This window comes from Streptomyces sp. NPDC104309 (assembly GCF_055584025.1).
Genome location: NZ_JBVJMV010000039.1, coordinates 1 through 16666, shown reverse-complemented (window position 1 = coordinate 16666; position 16666 = coordinate 1). Strand labels below are relative to the sequence as shown.

Sequence of the window (16666 nt, the reverse complement as noted above, 5' to 3'; positions counted from 1 at the left end):
CCTGCAGATTCATGTTCCTGGGGGGTGGATAAATGGTCACAAATGAAGCAAACACGACACATCCCCACCCCGTCAGCGCCATGTGCGACGAAGGGGCGCGGCTGTACGCCAGTGCGCTGAGCGTGGGCAAGATAGCCCGCACCGAGGTGGGACTCGCTCCCTGCCTGCTGGAGTTCGCGTTGTTGCACCCGGACCCCGACGACGCCACCTGGCTACGACCAGTTCCTCCGTCCGCCGCACTGACACAACGGCTGCACCCCATAGAGCGCGAGATCCAGGACCGCCGACGTCTCTCGGTCGAACTGGCAGAGGCGTTCGAACCCTTCATGGCCATCAGCGCCCAGGGCCCGCCGACCACTCATGCGATCACGGTGCTCGAAGGCATCGACCGGATCAATGCGTCCATCGAACTCGCCCTGACCGAGTGCAAGTCAGAAGTTCTCACCATCCAGCCCGGCGGCGGGCGCAGCGAGGACGCACTGAACATTGCCATGGAGCGCGGAAACATTCTCACCCAGCGCGGCGTCGGCATGCGCACCCTGTATCAACACACCGCCCGGCACAGCCACGGGACCCTCACCTACGCGGCACGCATGGCGGAGGGGAAGGTGGAGATCCGCACCCTCGAAGAGCTCATAGAACGACTCATGATCTTCGATGACACCGTTGCCTTCATACCGGCCACGGACGACCGGAGAGTGGCGTTGGAGCTCAGACACCCCGGCATCGTGGAGTACCTCGCCAGCGTCTTCGAGCAGTTCTGGCGACGCGCGGTCCCGCTGCAGGAGCAGATCCCGTACGACCCGACACTCGAAGGCATCTCCGGAGTGCGGCACTCCATCGCCAAACTCCTTGTCGAGGGTCACGTCGACGAGGCCATCGCCCGCCGTCTCGGCATGAATGTACGCACCTGCCGGGCCCACATCGCCAAACTCAGCACCGCCCTGGGCAGCAACAGCCGAGCCCAGCTCGGCTATCTGATAGCGCAGTCAGGAATCCTGGAGCAGGGACCGAACTGAAGCGTTCACCACCGCAGCACAGGGGGAGCCCGACCCGCCCCCGCCCGGCCCCCATGTGAGGAGCCCGCCAGTGGCCGCACCTCTCTCGCCCGCTGCCCTCGTCCGTGCCCTGCACGACGCGGGCGTCCGCGTCGCCGAGCACGGCGACCGAAGGGCCCACAACCGCAACCACAAGGCCCCCTGGGGCCCGGTGCACGGCGTCATGCTGCACCCCACCGCAGGCCGCGACAGCCTCGCACTCTGCCGCGCCGACGGCATCCCGGGACGCGCCGGCTGGGACCGGCTGCGCGTCCCCCGTAGGTGAGGAGACCCCCGATGACGCAATCCGAGGCCGAGAGCATCGCTCTGGAACTGGAGCGGCTGCACCGCTCCGTCGACGTCGGATTCGCCACCACCCGGGGTGACTTGGCACTGCTGCTGCAACGCGTCGACCAGACCGACAAGGCGCTCGGGGAGCACGAGGACCGCCTCGACGCGCTGGAGCGGGCCCGCTGGCCGCTGCCGTCGCCGGCCGCCGTGACCTCGTGCGCCGCGCCGGCTCTCACGCTCTGGCAGTCCTCGGGAAAGTGACCTCCCTGGACGCAGGGGAGATTGCCGTCCCCTGCAAGGAAAGGACGTAGAAAGGTCAGGGCCCGTCCCCCGTGCGCTTCACGGGAGACGGGCCCTGACCTCGTACGTACGGTGCGGGTACGCCGAACCCGCTCAGTCCTTCGGCCTCTTCGGCCGCCAGACCACCAACGCGCTGGTCTGCTGCACATCCTGATACGGCACCAGATCACGGCGGTACGAGGCATGCACCTGGGCCTCGCGCTGCTGCATCGCCACCGCCGCTCCGTCCACGGCCGCCGAGAGTTCGGCGACGCGCTGCTGGAGGGCCGCGACCTGGTTCTCCAGCTCGATGATGCGCTTGATGCCGGCGAGGTTGATGCCCTCGTCCTGCGACAGCTGCTGCACGGTGCGCAGCAGCTCGATGTCGCGGGCCGAGTAACGTCTGCCGCGCCCGGCCGTGCGGTCGGGGGAGACCAGACCGAGACGGTCGTACTGGCGCAGTGTCTGCGGATGGAGGCCCGAGAGCTGGGCCGCGATCGAGATCACGTACACCGGTGATTCATCGGTCAGTTCGTACGGATTGCGTCGTCGGCCGTCCACCTCAAGCTCCCTTCGCCGCCTGGAACAGCTCCGCCCGCGGGTCGTGTCCCGCGGTCGCCTTGCGGTAGGCCTCCAGTGCGTCCCTGGCCTCGGTGTTGAGGTCCCTGGGCACCGTCACCTCGACAGTGACCAACAGGTCGCCCCTGGTGCCGTCCTTGCGTACGGCGCCCTTGCCGCGGGCGCGCATCGTACGTCCGTTGGGGGTGCCGGCCGGCAGTTTCAGAGTGACCGGCGGACCGCCGAGCGTGGGCACCTTCACCTCGCCGCCGAGCGCCGCCTCCGTGAAGTCGACGGGCACGGTGACCGTGAGGTTGTCGCCCTTGCGGCCGAAGACCGGGTGGGCGTCGACATGGACCACGACGTACAGATCGCCGGCCGGTCCACCGCGCTCGCCCGGACCGCCCTTTCCGCGCAGCCGGATCCGCTGGCCGTCCGAGACGCCCGCCGGAATCCTGACCTGCATGGTCCGGGAGGACTTCGCCCGTCCGCTGCCCTTGCAGACGTCGCAGGGGTCCTGGGCGATGAGGCCCCGGCCCTTGCAGTCCACACAGGGATCGGTGAGCGAGAAGCCGCCGCCGGTGCCGCGCGACACCTGGCCGGTACCGAGACAGGTCGGGCAGACCCTGGGGGTGCCGTTCTTGTCACCGGTGCCGGAACACGCCTTGCAGGGCGCCTGGCTGGACATCCGCAACGGGACCGTGGCCCCGTCGACCGCCTCGGTGAAGCTGAGCGTCACCTCGGACTCGATGTCCTGGCCGCGGCGCGGCTGCACCCGCGTCCCCGTACCGCCCCGGTTGAACAGGCCGCCGAAGACATCGCCCAGACCGCCGCCGCCGCCGAAGCCACCGGCGCCGCCGCCCGAGCCCCCGCCCTGGGCTCCTCCGAAGAGGTCGCCCAGGTCGAAGTTGAAGTTGCCGCCGGCGCCTCCGGGTCCGGCCCTGAAGCCGCCGTTGCCGAAGAGGGCGCGCGCCTCGTCGTACTCCTTGCGCTTCTTGGTGTCGCCGAGGATGTCGTTCGCCTCGGAGATCTCCTTGAAGCGCTCCTCCGCCTTGTCGTCGCCCTTGTTGGCGTCCGGGTGGAACTCGCGGGCGAGCTTCCGGTACGCCTTCTTGATCTCGGCGTCGGTGGCGTCCTTGGGGACGCCGAGGACCTTGTAATAGTCCTTCTCGACGAAGTCCTTCGTGCTCATCGACGTCCCTCCTTCCGGACGATCGGCCATGCGACCGGCCCGGTGGGCGGTCGCACGGCCGGGCGGTGGGCCGCGAGGTGGTCAGACGGGATGTCAGACCTCCTCGGTGCCACCGCTCTCCTCGTCGGTTGCCTTCTCTTCCTTGGCTGCCGCACCCGGCTGGGGCTCGGCAACCGCCACCCGCGCGGGGCGGATGGTGCGTTCGCCGATCCGATACCCCGGCTGCAGGATCGCCACGCAGGTCGTCTCGGTGACATCCGGCGCGTACGAGTGCATCAGGGCTTCGTGGATCGTCGGGTCGAAGGGCTCACCCTCCTTGCCGAACTGCTGCAGGCCCAGCTTGGCGACGACCGTCTCCAGTGATTCGGCCACCGACTTGAACCCGCCCACGAGCTCGCCGTGATCCCGGGCCCGGCCGACGTCGTCGAGCACGGGCAGGAGCTCGGACAGGAGACCCGCTACGGCGATCTCCTTGACCGTGGCCCGGTCCCGCTCGACGCGACGGCGGTAGTTCTGGTACTCGGCCTGGAGCCGCTGGAGGTCGCCCGTGCGCTCGTTGAGCGCGGTGCGGACCTGGTCCAGCTGTGCTGTCAGACCGACTGTCTGTACTCCGTCCCCGGCCGGGGACGCCTCCTCCTCCGGAGAGGATGCGGCGTCCTTCGGCTCGGCTCCGTCGGAGGCAGCGCCGGAGGGGACGTCGGGCTTCTCCTCGAAACCCGGAGTCTCCTCGGTCACACCGCACCGCCCTTCGCGTCCTTCTCGTCGTCCACGATCTCGGCGTCGACGACATCGTCGTCGGCCTTGGCCTGCTGGGCGCCCGGCTGCGGGTCGCCCTCGGCCTGGGCGTTGGCGTACATCGCCTGGCCCAGCTTCTGGGAGACGGCCGCGACCTTCTCGGTGGCGGTACGGATCTCGGCGGTGTCCTCGCCCTTGAGCTTCTCCTTCAGCTCGGTGAGCGCGGTCTCCACCTCCGTCTTCACGTCACCGGGGACCTTGTCCTCGTTGTCCTTGAGGAACTTCTCCGTCTGGTAGACGAGCTGCTCGCCCTGGTTGCGCGACTCGGCAGCCTCGCGGCGGGCGTGGTCCTCCTCGGCGTACTTCTCGGCCTCTTCGCGCATCCGGTTGACCTCGTCCCTCGGCAGCGAGGAGCCGCCGGTGACGGTCATCTTCTGCTCCTTGCCGGTGCCGAGGTCCTTCGCGGCGACGTGCATGATGCCGTTGGCGTCGATGTCGAAGGCGACCTCGATCTGCGGCACACCACGCGGAGCCGGCGGCAGACCGGTCAGCTCGAACATCCCGAGCTTCTTGTTGTACGCCGCGATCTCGCGCTCGCCCTGGTACACCTGGATCTGCACGGACGGCTGGTTGTCCTCGGCCGTCGTGAAGATCTCGGACCGCTTGGTCGGGATCGTGGTGTTGCGCTCGATGAGCTTCGTCATGATGCCGCCCTTGGTCTCGATACCGAGGGACAGCGGGGTGACGTCGAGGAGCAGGACGTCCTTGACCTCGCCCTTGAGGACACCGGCCTGGAGCGAGGCGCCGATGGCGACGACCTCGTCCGGGTTCACACCCTTGTTGGCCTCCTGGCCACCGGTCAGCTCCTTGACGAGCTCGGCGACGGCCGGCATACGGGTCGAGCCACCGACGAGAACGACGTGGTCGATCTCGGAGAGCTGGATGCCCGCGTCCTTGACGACGTTGTGGAACGGGGTCTTGCACCGCTCCAGCAGGTCGGCGGTCAGCTGCTGGAACTGCGAGCGCGTGAGCTTCTCGTCCAGGTGCAGCGGGCCCTCGGCGGACGCCGTGATGTAGGGCAGGTTGATCGTGGTCTCGGTCGAGGACGAGAGCTCGATCTTCGCCTTCTCCGCGGCCTCGCGCAGACGCTGGAGAGCCATCTTGTCCTTGGACAGGTCCACGCCGTGACCGTTGGCGAACTGCTTCACCAGGTAGTCGACGACGCGCTGGTCCCAGTCGTCACCACCGAGGTGGTTGTCACCGTTGGTGGCCTTCACCTCGACGACGCCGTCACCGATCTCCAGGAGCGACACGTCGAAGGTGCCGCCACCGAGGTCGAAGACGAGGATCGTCTGGTCGTCCTTGTCGAGCCCGTACGCCAGCGCGGCGGCGGTCGGCTCGTTGACGATACGCAGGACGTTCAGGCCCGCGATCTCGCCGGCCTCCTTCGTCGCCTGACGCTCGGAGTCGTTGAAGTACGCGGGGACGGTGATGACCGCGTCGGCCACCTTCTCACCCAGGTACGACTCGGCGTCCCGCTTCAGCTTCTGCAGGATGAAGGCGCTCATCTGCTGCGGGTTGAAGCTCTTGCCGTCCAGGTCGATCTTCCAGTCAGTGCCCATGTGGCGCTTGACGGAGCGGATGGTCCTGTCGACGTTGGTCACTGCCTGGCGCTTGGCGACCTCGCCGACCAGCACCTCGCCGTTCTTCGCGAAGGCGACGACGGACGGCGTGGTCCTGGCGCCCTCTGCGTTGGTGATGACGGTGGGCTCGCCGCCTTCGAGAACGCTGACGACGGAGTTAGTCGTGCCCAGGTCGATGCCGACCGCACGTGCCATTTCAATTCCTCCAGCTTGACTACTTGAGTGGAACTGACTCAAGGATGCATGACACTCTTCCCAGTGTCAACAGAGTTGAGTCGGACCGACTCAACTATCGTGCATGCACCTCACGCGTGGCGGACGACCTCGGGCGACACCGACCCCCTCACGGGCCGGGAAACCCGCCCCCATCATCGCGCCCGTGGGATCGTTCTGTCACAAATTGCCGTGAGCCACACAAAACCGGCACTCGATCCACCCGACCCCAGGCAGGTGCGAACGATGCAGAGGCAGAGACAGACGCAGGGCCGACCGATGGACCGACCCATGGGCCGCATCCCGGCGCGCGCCGCGGCACGCATGCCGGGCCTGTCCGGCCGCATGCCGCGCCGCGCGTCGGCCCGCATGCCGACGTACATGCGGGCCCACGCGACCGTCCGCACCCCGGCGGGCGGCACGTCGCCCCTCCCGCAGGGCCTCCTGCCGACCCTCTCGTCGGCCCTCTCGTCGGCCCGTATGCGCGTGCGACAGCAGGAGTGGCCGTCAGCCAAGCGCGTACTGGATCTGGCCCTGGGCTCGGTCCTGCTGGCCCTGGCCGCCCCCCTGCTCGCCGCGGGCACCCTCGCCCTCGCCGCACAACGGCCCTCCGGCGGGGTACTGACCCGCTCACCCCGGATCGGCCTGGGCGGTCACGTCTTCGTGCTGCGCTCGCTGCGCACCCGCCGGCTGCGGCTGGACCTGCTCTCCCGGCTGCCGCACGTCGTACGGGGAGAGCTGTCCCTGGTCGGCCCGGCACCCCTGACACCGGACGAGGCCCGAGCCGGGGCAGCCGGTCCCCCCAAGTCCGCCGACTCTTCCGAGCCCGCCGGACCCACCGAGCCCGCCGGACCCACCGACTCCCCCGCCCCCTCCAGCCCCGCAGTCACCACCCCCGCCCCCGCCCCCGCCCCCGTCCCCGTCCCCGCCGCGAGAGACTGGCGGCAGGAACTGAGACCGGGCCTCACCGGCCTGGCGCAGGTACGCTCCCGCTCCGGCATGCCGTGGGACGAACCCGCCCTGCTCGACCAGTACTACGCCGAGCACCACTGGGTGGGACTCGACCTCGCCATCCTGGCGAGAGCCGTACACACTCCGCTGCACCGAGCGGTCCGCGGACTCACCCGACGCGGCAAGGCACACCTGAGCGACACAGATCACCGCCGGTCCGGCTACAGAGCGGCGGAATAAGTGGATAGTGTCAGCACAGACTGATTAAGTTACTGCTTAGTAGTCCCAGTATTCGCTCGTAGACGCTGGATCCCACCCTCGCAGGCCCGAGGAGCCCCCAAATGCAACTCGCCGCGATCATCGTGTCGCTGGTGCTGACTGTGGTCGGCGTTGCGCTCATCGCCCGAGCCGTCGCGCAGATCTACCGGTTCGTCACACTCGGACAGCCGGTCCCGGCAGGCAGCCGCACCGACAACCCGAAGCAGCGCACGATCACCCTGGTCAAGGAGTTCCTCGGCCACACCCGGATGAACCGGTGGGGGATCGTCGGCTTCGCGCACTGGTTCGTCGCCATCGGCTTCCTGACGCTGCCGCCGACGCTGCTCCAGGCGTACGGGCAGCTCTTCAAGGCCGACTGGGTCCTGCCGATCATCGGCAACTGGCCGCCGTTCGAGATGTACACCGAGTTCATCGGCCTGATGACGACGGTCGGCATCCTCGTGCTGATCGCCATCCGGCTGCTGAACCTGCCCTCCCGGGCCGGCCGCAAGTCCCGCTTCACGGGTTCCAAGGCGTGGCAGGCGTACTTCGTCGAGTACGTCATCCTCATCATCGGCCTGGCGATCCTGACCCTGCGCGGCCTCGAAGGCGCGATCCACCACGTCGGGAGCTACGAGGCCGCGTACTTCATCTCGTACCCGCTGGTCCTCGCCTTCAAGGGTCTCGCGCTCGGCACGCTGCAGAACCTCATCTACTTCGTCGCGATGATCAAGATCGGCACCTCGCTGATCTGGATGATCACCGTCTCGCTCAACACCAACATGGGTGTCGCCTGGCACCGCTTCCTCGGCTTCCCGAACATCTGGTTCAAGCGGAACGCGGACGGCGCGGTCGCGCTCGGCGCGCTCCAGCCCATGACCTCCGGCGGCAAGGAGATCGACTTCGAGGACCCGGGCGAGGACGACGTCTTCGGTGTCTCCCAGGTCGAGCAGTTCTCCTGGAAGGGCATCCTCGACTTCTCCACGTGCACCGAGTGCGGTCGCTGCCAGTCGCAGTGCCCGGCCTGGAACACGGGCAAGCCGCTCTCCCCGAAGCTCCTGATCATGTCGCTGCGCGACCACGCGCACGCCAAGGCCCCGTATCTGCTGGCCGGCGGCGGCAAGGACATGGAGGGCAACGAGAAGGCGTCCGAGGAGCAGCTGAAGGACGTACCGGCCGCGGCCCTGGCCGAGGCCGAGCGCCCGCTGATCGGCACGGTCGAGGAGAACGGCGTCATCGACCCGGACGTGCTGTGGTCCTGCACCACCTGTGGTGCGTGTGTGGAGCAGTGCCCGGTCGACATCGAGCACATCGACCACATCGTCGACATGCGCCGCTACCAGGTGATGATCGAGTCCGCGTTCCCGTCCGAGGCGGGCACCATGCTCAAGAACCTGGAGAAGAAGGGCAACCCCTGGGGGCTGGCCAAGAAGCAGCGCGTCGAGTGGACCAAGGAGGTCGACTTCGAGGTCCCGATCGTCGGCAAGGACGTCGAGGACCTGTCCGAGATCGACTACCTGTACTGGGTCGGCTGCGCGGGCGCTCTCGAAGACCGGGCCAAGAAGACCACGAAGGCCTTCGCGGAGCTCCTCCACATCGCGGGCGTCAAGTTCGCGATCATGGGCGGCGACGAGAAGTGCACCGGTGACTCGGCCCGCCGCCTGGGCAACGAGCCGCTGTTCCAGCAGCTCGGCCAGGAGAACGTGGCCATGCTGAACATGGCGTTCGGCGAGGACGACGAGGACGACTCGACGAAGAAGGCGAAGGCCGCGAAGAAGATCGTCGCGACCTGCCCGCACTGCTTCAACACCTTCGCCAACGAGTACCCGCAGCTCGGCGGCGAGTACGAGGTCATCCACCACACCCAGCTGCTCCAGCACCTCATCGACGAGGGCAGGCTGACCCCGGTGACCCCGGTCGAGGGCCTGATCACGTACCACGACCCCTGCTACCTGGGCCGCCACAACAAGATCTACACCCCGCCGCGCGAGATCATCGCGAGGGTCCCGGGCCTCAGGAACGAGGAGATGCACCGCCACAAGGAGCGCGGCTTCTGCTGCGGTGCCGGTGGTGCCCGGATGTGGATGGAGGAGCGGATCGGCAAGCGCATCAACAACGAGCGCGTCGACGAGGCTCTGTCGCTGAACCCCGACATCGTCTCCACCGCCTGCCCGTTCTGCCTGGTCATGCTGACCGACTCGGTCAACGGCAAGAAGAACGAAGGCAAGGCGAAGGAGTCGGTCCAGGTGGTCGACGTGTCGCAGCTGCTGCTGGACTCCGTGAAGACTCCGGCCGACCCGGCCGGTGAGACGGAGTCGGCGGACGCACCGGAGCCGGAGCCGGTGAAGTAGCTCGGGCTGTCGTGCGACAGAAGCGGCCGGACCTGCCTCGGGGGCAGGACCGGCCGCTTCTGTCTTGCGTACGTTGTACGTCGGGCGGCCCCCGGGGGTTCCCCTAGGGGATGTCACAGCTCGGCCGCAATGGCGGGCAGGTTCCCCAGGCCCCCTCACCGCACCCGCGCGGACCAGGTACGTTCGATGACGTGGCTGGATTCAGGATCGGACGCGGCCGGGACAACCGCACCCCGCAGCAAGGGCAACAGCAACCGCGGCAGCAGCCGTACGGCACACAGGCACCACCGCCGTACGGGCAGCAGCCCTGGCCACCGACGGGAGGCAACGGCGCCCCACCCCCGTACAACAACGGTGGGCACCACGGCGGCCGCAGCGGCGGCTACGGGAACGGCGACGGCTACAACGGCGGCGGCCACGGGGAGCCGGAGTACTTCGGCGACCCGTACCAACAGCCCCACCACCCCCACGGGTCCCCCCAGCAGGGCGACCCGTACGCCAACTCCCCCGGCCACACCCAGGCCTTCAGCATCGGTGAGGACCCGTACGGCGACGCCAACACCTACCGCTCCGGCCAGGCCCCCGCCCAGCCCGCGGGCCCGCGACTGCCGTGGAAGGACCTGCTCACCGGCATCGTGCTGCGCCCGGGACCGACGTTCTGGCAGATGCGCGACTACCCGGTCTGGGGCCCGGCGCTCATCGTCACGTTCCTGTACGGCCTGCTCGCCCTCTTCGGCTTCGACCAGGCCCGGGACGACGCGATCCACGCGACGATCTCCGCCGCGGTCCCCTACGTCGTCATCACGGGCATCGGCTTCGTCATCGGCGGCCTGGTCCTCGGCGCGGTCACGCACACCCTCGCCCGCCAGCTCGGGGGCGACGGCTCCTGGCAGCCGACCGTGGGCCTCTCCATGCTGATCATGTCGATCACGGACGCGCCCCGCCTGATATTCGCCCTCTTCCTCGGCGGCGAGAACTCCCTGGTCCAGATCCTCGGCTGGATCACCTGGCTGGCCTCGGCCGCGCTCTTCACCTCGATGGTGAGCAAATCGCACGACCTGCCGTGGCCGAAGGCGCTGGGCGCCTCCGCGATCCAGCTGATCGCGCTTCTGTCGATCATCAAGCTGGGCACGATCTGACGGTCCCGCCCGCGGACGAGAAGATCACGGACGGACGGAACACCAAACCCCCGGCGCACAAGCCCCGGGGGTTTCTCCGTCCGTCCTTACGGCCGGCCCGCCGGCCATCCATCCGTCCTTACGGCGGACACCGTCCCGCACCGGGCCCGAGAGGCATCACGCACTCCACACATCGGGCCACGATCCATCGGGCATCACGCACGCGCCGGGCTTCGCGCGTCAGGCGTCGAGAACCTGCCCGCTGCGTCGCACGACGGGCTTCTCCACGCTCCACGGGAAATTGATCCAGCGATCGGTCTTCTTCCACACGTACTCGCACTTCACGAGCGAATGCGACTTCTCGTAGATGACCGCGCTGCGCACCTCCGCAACGTGATCGATGCAGAAATCGCGTACCAGCTTCAGCGTCTTCCCGGTATCGGCGACATCGTCGGCGATCAGGACCTTCTTGTCCGAGAAGTCGATGGCGTTCGGCACCGGCGCCAGCATGACCGGCATCTCCAGGGTGGTGCCCACGCCGGTGTAGAACTCCACATTCACCAGATGAATGTTCTTGCAGTCCAGGGCGTAAGCGAGCCCGCCCGCGACAAACACCCCGCCCCGCGCGATGCTCAGCACGACATCGGGCTCGAACCCGTCGTCGGCCACGGCCTGCGCCAGCTCACGCACGGCATGACCGAAGCCGTCGTACGTCAGATTCTCCCGTACCTCATCGCTCATCGGGCTCACACCTGCGTCCGGTGGAAATTCATGAACGACCGAGACGCGGTCGGCCCGCGCTGGCCCTGATAACGCGATCCGTACCGCTCGGAGCCGTACGGGAACTCCGACGGCGAGCTCAGCCGGAACATGCACAGCTGCCCGATCTTCATCCCCGGCCACAGCTTTATCGGCAGCGTCGCGAGATTCGACAGCTCCAGGGTCACGTGCCCGGAGAAACCGGGGTCGATGAACCCGGCGGTCGAATGCGTCACCAGACCGAGCCGGCCCAGCGAACTCTTCCCCTCCAGCCGCGACGCAAGATCGTCGGGAAGTGAAATGACCTCGTACGTCGAAGCGAGCACGAACTCACCGGGGTGCAGAATGAACGCCTCGTCGCCGTCCGGCTCGACCATGCGCGTCAGATCGGCCTGCTCGACAGCTGGGTCGATGTGTGGATAGCGGTGGTTCTCGAACACCCGGAAGTAGCGGTCGAGCCGCACATCGATGCTGGAGGGCTGCACCATCGACACGTCGAACGGATCAATGCGAACACGTCCGGCGTCGATCTCGGCCCGGATGTCCTTGTCTGAGAGAAGCACGCCCCGAGGATACGCAGAACGCGCGGGCCCGCCCCAATCCGGGACCGCCCCGCGCGCCTGACACCGCCGCTACCGCTCCTCGAACACCACGGGCACGGCATGCCGCAGCCGCGCACAACGAGGACAGCGAATGAGCCGCCCGGGACCGATCCGCCCGGACCCGAGCTGCTGCATCGGGAACGAAGCGGTAGCGAAAACGTGCCCCTCGGCACAGCGGACGACGGTGCGCTCCATGGAGTCCATCAAGTCCCTTCCCCAACAAGCCTTGGACGAGAAAGCCACATTAGGGGATGAACAGGACGCCACTCCAGGCGGCACTCCGACCACCCACGCTACGCCCCCAACTCCCGCCCAGAGCACCCGCATCCACTCTCCCCCACAACGAAATGGCCCCACGGCTCGAACGCCGGGGACCTGGCATGGGGTACAGTGTGTGACGATACGCAGCGGATCAATCGGTGCGCTTCGCGGGTGTAGTTTAATGGTAGAACATGAGCTTCCCAAGCTCAGAGCGCGAGTTCGATTCTCGTCACCCGCTCCATGAAAAAGCCCCAGGCCAGCGGCCGGGGGCTTCTCTGTTGTCTAGACCACTTCAAGCGTCCTACACCAGATCCGCATCAGAAGACTTCTCCTCGGCCTTCGCGCGGGCGGCCCGCACGAGGTCATCCAGTCCGCTCACGAATTCCTGCTGTCGTTCAGGATCCGAACGGGTGCCGAGAGGCGCGAGCGGGACGTCGCCGTCGTCGGGCCACGGCCCCGGGGCGAGGTGGGGCGTGGGAGGCCGAGCGAAGACGGGCGGTCAGCCTGTGGCCGGGCCGGGGCCGTAGTCCGCCTTGAATCCGCCCAGCCCCTCAGCGAGGTGGGCCAGCCAGCTGCTCGGGGAGTACGGCTGGGGCGGGTCGACCTCCATGCCCAGCTCCGCCACCGCGAGGGCGTATTCGGACTCTTCGAGGGCGAGAGCGAGCATTTCGTGGAGCTCGCCCGTGAGGCGGGCGATCAGCTGCGGGTCGGTGGTGGCGGTGTAGTCGCGTACGGCCGCGTCGTGGTCCGGGAACTCGTCCGGCATGTCCTGCGAGAACCAGCCGCCGAGAAACTGGCCCAGCTCGGGGAAGCGGGCGTGCCACTGCCAATGGGTGCGAGGGACGGCCGGGGACGGGACCTCGCCCTCCTCGATCGACCGCTTCAAGTGGTCTGCGATCACGAACAGCCACTTCTGGATGGCTGATTGGGGCAGGCCGACGTCCGGCACGGGGTAGAACTCACCGAGGCTCAGGCGCAGCCGACCGGGCGGGTTGCGTGCGTATTCGCGAATCTGCTGTTCGGCCGCGGCCAAGGCCCAGGGGCGGGTGTGCCAGGTGTGGCGCAGGTATGCCTGGAGGGCTTGGCTCGGCTCGTCCGGCTCGTCGTCGGCCGGCATGCCGACATACGCGGTGATCACCTGGTCCAACTCTCCGTAGCGGCGGTCGAACTCGAACGGCTTCATGGACACGGCGCTGGACCTCTACAGGTAGATCGGAACGGTCGTGAGCACGACGAAGCCGTGCGGGCTGGTCGGCTCACGCTTGAGAACGACACGCGCCGCGCGCACATCGACGGGCTCGCGCCCGGCGAGCATCATCGCCTGCAGAAGGACACGGCCGACGGGCGCCTCGCGGGAGGGCCAGGCGGCCTCGATGGCGAGGCGGGCGCGAGTGCCCTGGGCGAGCCAGCGGTGGATCTTCTGCTCGTTGCCGGTCACCACCTGCTGGGTGGCCCAGTGGGCGGTTTCTCGGTCAGGGTAGGTGGCCGAGCGGGTCCGTGCGGTCATGTCTGTCCACTCAGCTTGCGTCGAACGACCAGATGAGGCCGACTTCCTCGTGGGACACCGCGAGGAGGCCGAAGTCCCAGGCGTACTGAGTCATCGGCCAGCAGCCGGTGACCCGTTCGTAGAAGTCGGGGTGGTCGGGGTGGTTGCTGTCGTGGCGGGTGTTCGTGAAGAACTGCGAGCCCGCCGGGAAGCGCGACAGGATCACCCGCGCGTGTTCCTCCATGCCCGGCCTGCGGTCGGCGAAGCCGTACTGCCGTGACACGTCCATGGCGTCCGTCGCCAGCATCACGAGCAGCCGTACAACGGCGGAACGCGGAATCTCGAAGAGCCGGCTGCGCCACTGCGCGGCCCCGGCCTCGTCCGTCGGCAGAACCCGGAACGGAAAGGCGGGGTCCTCCTCCAGTTCCTCGTCCCCCTGCTCGGGATCCCTGCCGCGCCAGCCGCGGGGATCGGCGACCTCGCGGCGCATCACCGCGGCCACGTCGGGCAGCCAGTCCTCGTGAGCGCGCGGGCCGACCGCGACGAAGGAATACCGGTTGCGGTACATCTCCACGGCCATCGCCCATGTACCGGCATCGGGACCCGGCTGCGGACCGCTCTGCCGGGCGGGCTCGATCTCGCTGTTCATCCGGGTCCTTCTCACTTGGGCATCGAGCTGAAGACGACGAAGGGCGGGTTGAGGTCCGGCTCGTACATGAGACGCAGCGAGACCCCCTTCGTGTCCCGCACCTCCGTGACCTTTCCGTCGACCAGCATGGTGCCCCGCCCGGTCACCGCGTCGCCGGTCAAGGGACCTTGCAGAGGAACGGACGCGGTGTCGAATTCCGCCATCGGCCGCGGCGGGTCCTCACTCAGCCACTTGTTGATTTCGTTCGTGTTGTCGCGCAGAGCGTACTGGGTGAGTCTCTGAGCGGATTCCATGTCGGCGTATGTCGATGCACCCGGGATCTTCGGTGTTCCGTCCGCCTTGCTCTCGTCCCTCATCCGCTGCAACAACTGCTCGTCGGTCTTCCCCACATGCTTGTCAAGGGTATGGCCGTTCCCCATCCCTTCCGCTGCGGCAAGGTCAACCGAGTACATGTACGGGAACCGGCTCTCCGGCAGCTGCCAGCTGTGCTCCTTCTTGAACTCGTTCAAGGAACGTGCGCCGAACCCCTGTGCCCGAGCCCGTTCCGCCTGGAACGTGGGCACGCTCAAGAGCGCCTCGTCGAGCTCGAACTCAAGCATGGCCAGCTTGCCCGCGGCATCGCTGAACGCCTCGTGGTAGGCCTCGACTGCGGCATCCATGGCCGCCTTGTCCATATGGGACCGGAAGGTCAGGACAACCTCCGCCACAAAGAGACCGGCCGCGATCTTGGTGAGTTCGAAGAGGTCGAGACCCGAGGTGAGGTCCTTCACCGTCTTGTCCGCGGCCTCCTTGGCCAGGCGCATGGTGGTCTCCGTGGTCTTCTGGCCCACGTCGGCCAGGTCGTCCAGCAACTTCTGAATGGCGTTCGCGCTCTTGTCGAGGACCTCGATGATGGGGCGCCTGGTGGCGGGGTCCATCTTCCCGTGGGTCTTCCAGCTCCGGGCGCCCTTCTTGGCAGTCACCTCGGCCCGCTGGTCACGGACCTTCCCCCATGCGGTGGTTCCCCAGATCGTCTGACAGAAGGACCTCATCGCGGCCTGCCATTCACCGTTGCCCGTGGGGTCGGTGATGTAGGAGATCGCGTCCGTGAAGTCGTCGGCCGACTTCTTCACGTCCTCGGAGGCGTCCCGCCAGGCACCGGCGATGTCGCGGAACTGCTCTTCCTTGACGCCCGGCGTGATCTCGTGGATGCGGCCGAGTCTCAGCCCCTCATCGACCACGGGTTTCATGATGAACATGAGGAAGTCCGGGACCTCTCCGAGGATTCCGGAAATCGCCCACGAGTCGTGGTATTCGCCCTCCCCTCGCCACGTCAGGTCGTTCGGCGGACCGTACTTGGGCACGGTGGAGATCACCGATGGAGGCTGCTTCTCCTGCGGTGGCTCTCCCTTGCCCTTGCCAGCCGCCCAGTCCGCCTGCGCGTAGTTGTTCGCCGTCTGCGTGAAGCCCACCGCCACACCGCCCACCGACACCACGCTCTTCGCCCAGAGATCCAGGAACTTCCCGGCGACGATGCCGTACTGGTCGGCGAAGGAGTCCGCGCCCCAGCCCGTTCCTGCGGACTGGCTGTACTTGCCCAGCGCGTCCGTCAGCGCCTTCGCCTTCTTGTCATAGGCGAACTGGCCGTCGCGCACGACGAGCGAGGTGAAGTAGAGGTGCTGAGGCTGCACGTCGAAGCGGCCCACGCCCCGGTTGGGTGGTGCGGTCCTGGCCTGGTCCCGTTCCCGCTGCCGTTGCTTGTCGGAAGGCAGATCAGCCATCAGGCCGCGCCTCAGCCCCGCAGTACCGCCCTGTGTGCCGCCGCGTAGTTGATCTCCCCGTTGACCACGACGTCGTGCAGCCACGCCTGGGCCGCCTGAAGGTCCGCCGCGGACCGGTCCCACTCGTCCAACTTGTCGACGAACACCTCGCGGGCTTCGCCCTCCCACGTCAGGACCACCTTCTCGGCGCGCCCGTAGAGCAGGTCCAGCTGCTCGTTGAGGCGCTTGAGAATGTCCTCCAGATCCCCGGAAAGTTCCTGCAGCGTCGCGAAATCGACGGTTATGTGGTCGTCGTCCACCATGCGTCCCCCATTCACACGTTGTCTCGAAATTCGTCGGTCGGCTTATGGGACCTCAGAGGTCGGAGAGGGTGCTTCGCGGCGCGGCGGGCACCTCGGTGTTCGGCGTCGACAGCGCGTCAGTTTCGCCCAAGGCCGGGTAGTTAGCGTTTCCGCAGGTCACGCAAGGGATTCGTCATCGGTGTGACTGCCGCGTAGCGGCCGGTGCGGACTCTCTTGATCAT

17 protein-coding genes and 1 tRNA gene are annotated in these 16666 nt (G+C 67.6%); 7 read left to right on the top strand and 11 right to left on the bottom strand.

Annotated features, from left to right (window positions below):
* Window positions 1-80: 80 nt before the first annotated feature.
* The 3 genes from ACZ68L_RS36355 to ACZ68L_RS36345 all read left to right on the top strand — a co-directional run bounded on the left by ACZ68L_RS36355 (window position 81) and on the right by ACZ68L_RS36345 (window position 1589).
* Window positions 81-1019 carry a helix-turn-helix transcriptional regulator gene (locus ACZ68L_RS36355; protein WP_469586121.1) on the top strand — a complete coding sequence of 313 codons (939 nt, stop codon included), beginning with the start codon at window positions 81-83 and terminating at the stop codon, window positions 1017-1019.
* A gap of 70 nt (window positions 1020-1089) precedes the next feature.
* Window positions 1090-1323: a hypothetical protein gene (locus ACZ68L_RS36350; RefSeq protein ID WP_469586118.1), complete on the top strand. Its 234-nt coding sequence runs from the start codon at window positions 1090-1092 to the stop codon at window positions 1321-1323.
* Between the two features lie 11 nt (window positions 1324-1334).
* Complete coding sequence (locus ACZ68L_RS36345; protein WP_469586115.1) at window positions 1335-1589, top strand: hypothetical protein; 255 nt, start codon at window positions 1335-1337, stop codon at window positions 1587-1589.
* A gap of 132 nt (window positions 1590-1721) precedes the next feature.
* Here the strand turns inward: ACZ68L_RS36345 and ACZ68L_RS36340 are convergent, their stop codons facing one another.
* From ACZ68L_RS36340 to dnaK, 4 genes are all read right to left on the bottom strand, one after another.
* Complete coding sequence (locus ACZ68L_RS36340; protein ID WP_093899393.1) at window positions 1722-2168, bottom strand: heat shock protein transcriptional repressor HspR; 447 nt, start codon at window positions 2166-2168, stop codon at window positions 1722-1724.
* 1 nt (window position 2169) lies between these two features.
* Window positions 2170-3357, bottom strand: a complete 1188-nt coding sequence (gene dnaJ, locus ACZ68L_RS36335; RefSeq protein WP_469586112.1) for a molecular chaperone DnaJ — start codon at window positions 3355-3357, stop codon at window positions 2170-2172.
* A 93-nt stretch (window positions 3358-3450) separates the two neighbouring features.
* Window positions 3451-4092, bottom strand: coding sequence for a nucleotide exchange factor GrpE (gene grpE / locus ACZ68L_RS36330; RefSeq protein ID WP_469586109.1), 642 nt, complete (start codon window positions 4090-4092; stop codon window positions 3451-3453).
* Window positions 4089-5930 carry a molecular chaperone DnaK gene (gene dnaK, locus ACZ68L_RS36325; RefSeq protein WP_469586106.1) on the bottom strand — a complete coding sequence of 614 codons (1842 nt, stop codon included), beginning with the start codon at window positions 5928-5930 and terminating at the stop codon, window positions 4089-4091. Before dnaK ends, grpE begins: the two co-directional genes overlap by 4 nt.
* A 498-nt stretch (window positions 5931-6428) precedes the next feature.
* On the opposite strand from dnaK, the gene ACZ68L_RS36320 reads away from it, so the two are divergent.
* From ACZ68L_RS36320 to ACZ68L_RS36310, 3 genes are all read left to right on the top strand, one after another.
* The gene (locus ACZ68L_RS36320; protein ID WP_469586252.1) at window positions 6429-7139 is read left to right on the top strand and encodes a sugar transferase; all 711 of its coding nucleotides are present in this window, start codon (window positions 6429-6431) and stop codon (window positions 7137-7139) included.
* 101 nt (window positions 7140-7240) lie between these two features.
* Window positions 7241-9508 (top strand): (Fe-S)-binding protein, encoded by a 2268-nt coding sequence (locus ACZ68L_RS36315; protein WP_469586103.1) that lies wholly within the window; start codon window positions 7241-7243, stop codon window positions 9506-9508.
* 191 nt (window positions 9509-9699) lie between these two features.
* On the top strand, window positions 9700-10647 hold the full coding sequence (locus tag ACZ68L_RS36310; RefSeq protein ID WP_469586100.1) for a Yip1 family protein: 948 nt from the start codon (window positions 9700-9702) through the stop codon (window positions 10645-10647).
* A 219-nt stretch (window positions 10648-10866) separates the two neighbouring features.
* On the opposite strand, the gene ACZ68L_RS36305 is transcribed toward ACZ68L_RS36310, so the two are convergent.
* Both ACZ68L_RS36305 and dcd read right to left on the bottom strand, forming a co-directional pair.
* Window positions 10867-11367 carry a phosphoribosyltransferase gene (locus tag ACZ68L_RS36305; protein ID WP_361454558.1) on the bottom strand — a complete coding sequence of 167 codons (501 nt, stop codon included), beginning with the start codon at window positions 11365-11367 and terminating at the stop codon, window positions 10867-10869.
* Window positions 11368-11372: 5 nt separating this feature from the next.
* Window positions 11373-11948 carry a dCTP deaminase gene (gene dcd, locus ACZ68L_RS36300; protein WP_266747149.1) on the bottom strand — a complete coding sequence of 192 codons (576 nt, stop codon included), beginning with the start codon at window positions 11946-11948 and terminating at the stop codon, window positions 11373-11375.
* A gap of 467 nt (window positions 11949-12415) precedes the next feature.
* Here dcd and ACZ68L_RS36295 point away from each other — a divergent pair.
* Window positions 12416-12489, top strand: a tRNA-Gly gene (locus ACZ68L_RS36295).
* A gap of 258 nt (window positions 12490-12747) precedes the next feature.
* On the opposite strand, the gene ACZ68L_RS36290 is transcribed toward ACZ68L_RS36295, so the two are convergent.
* From ACZ68L_RS36290 to ACZ68L_RS36270, 5 genes are read right to left on the bottom strand one after another with little or no spacing between them, the layout of a single operon-like run.
* The gene (locus ACZ68L_RS36290) at window positions 12748-13437 is read right to left on the bottom strand and encodes a contact-dependent growth inhibition system immunity protein (RefSeq protein WP_469586093.1); all 690 of its coding nucleotides are present in this window, start codon (window positions 13435-13437) and stop codon (window positions 12748-12750) included.
* A gap of 12 nt (window positions 13438-13449) precedes the next feature.
* On the bottom strand, window positions 13450-13755 hold the full coding sequence (locus ACZ68L_RS36285; RefSeq protein WP_469586091.1) for an RNase A-like domain-containing protein: 306 nt from the start codon (window positions 13753-13755) through the stop codon (window positions 13450-13452).
* A 10-nt stretch (window positions 13756-13765) separates the two neighbouring features.
* Window positions 13766-14383 (bottom strand): hypothetical protein, encoded by a 618-nt coding sequence (locus ACZ68L_RS36280; protein WP_469586088.1) that lies wholly within the window; start codon window positions 14381-14383, stop codon window positions 13766-13768.
* 11 nt (window positions 14384-14394) lie between these two features.
* Window positions 14395-16143, bottom strand: a complete 1749-nt coding sequence (locus tag ACZ68L_RS36275; protein WP_469586085.1) for an RNase A-like domain-containing protein — start codon at window positions 16141-16143, stop codon at window positions 14395-14397.
* 11 nt (window positions 16144-16154) lie between these two features.
* Window positions 16155-16445 carry a WXG100 family type VII secretion target gene (locus ACZ68L_RS36270; protein WP_469586082.1) on the bottom strand — a complete coding sequence of 97 codons (291 nt, stop codon included), beginning with the start codon at window positions 16443-16445 and terminating at the stop codon, window positions 16155-16157.
* Window positions 16446-16666: the final 221 nt, after the last annotated feature.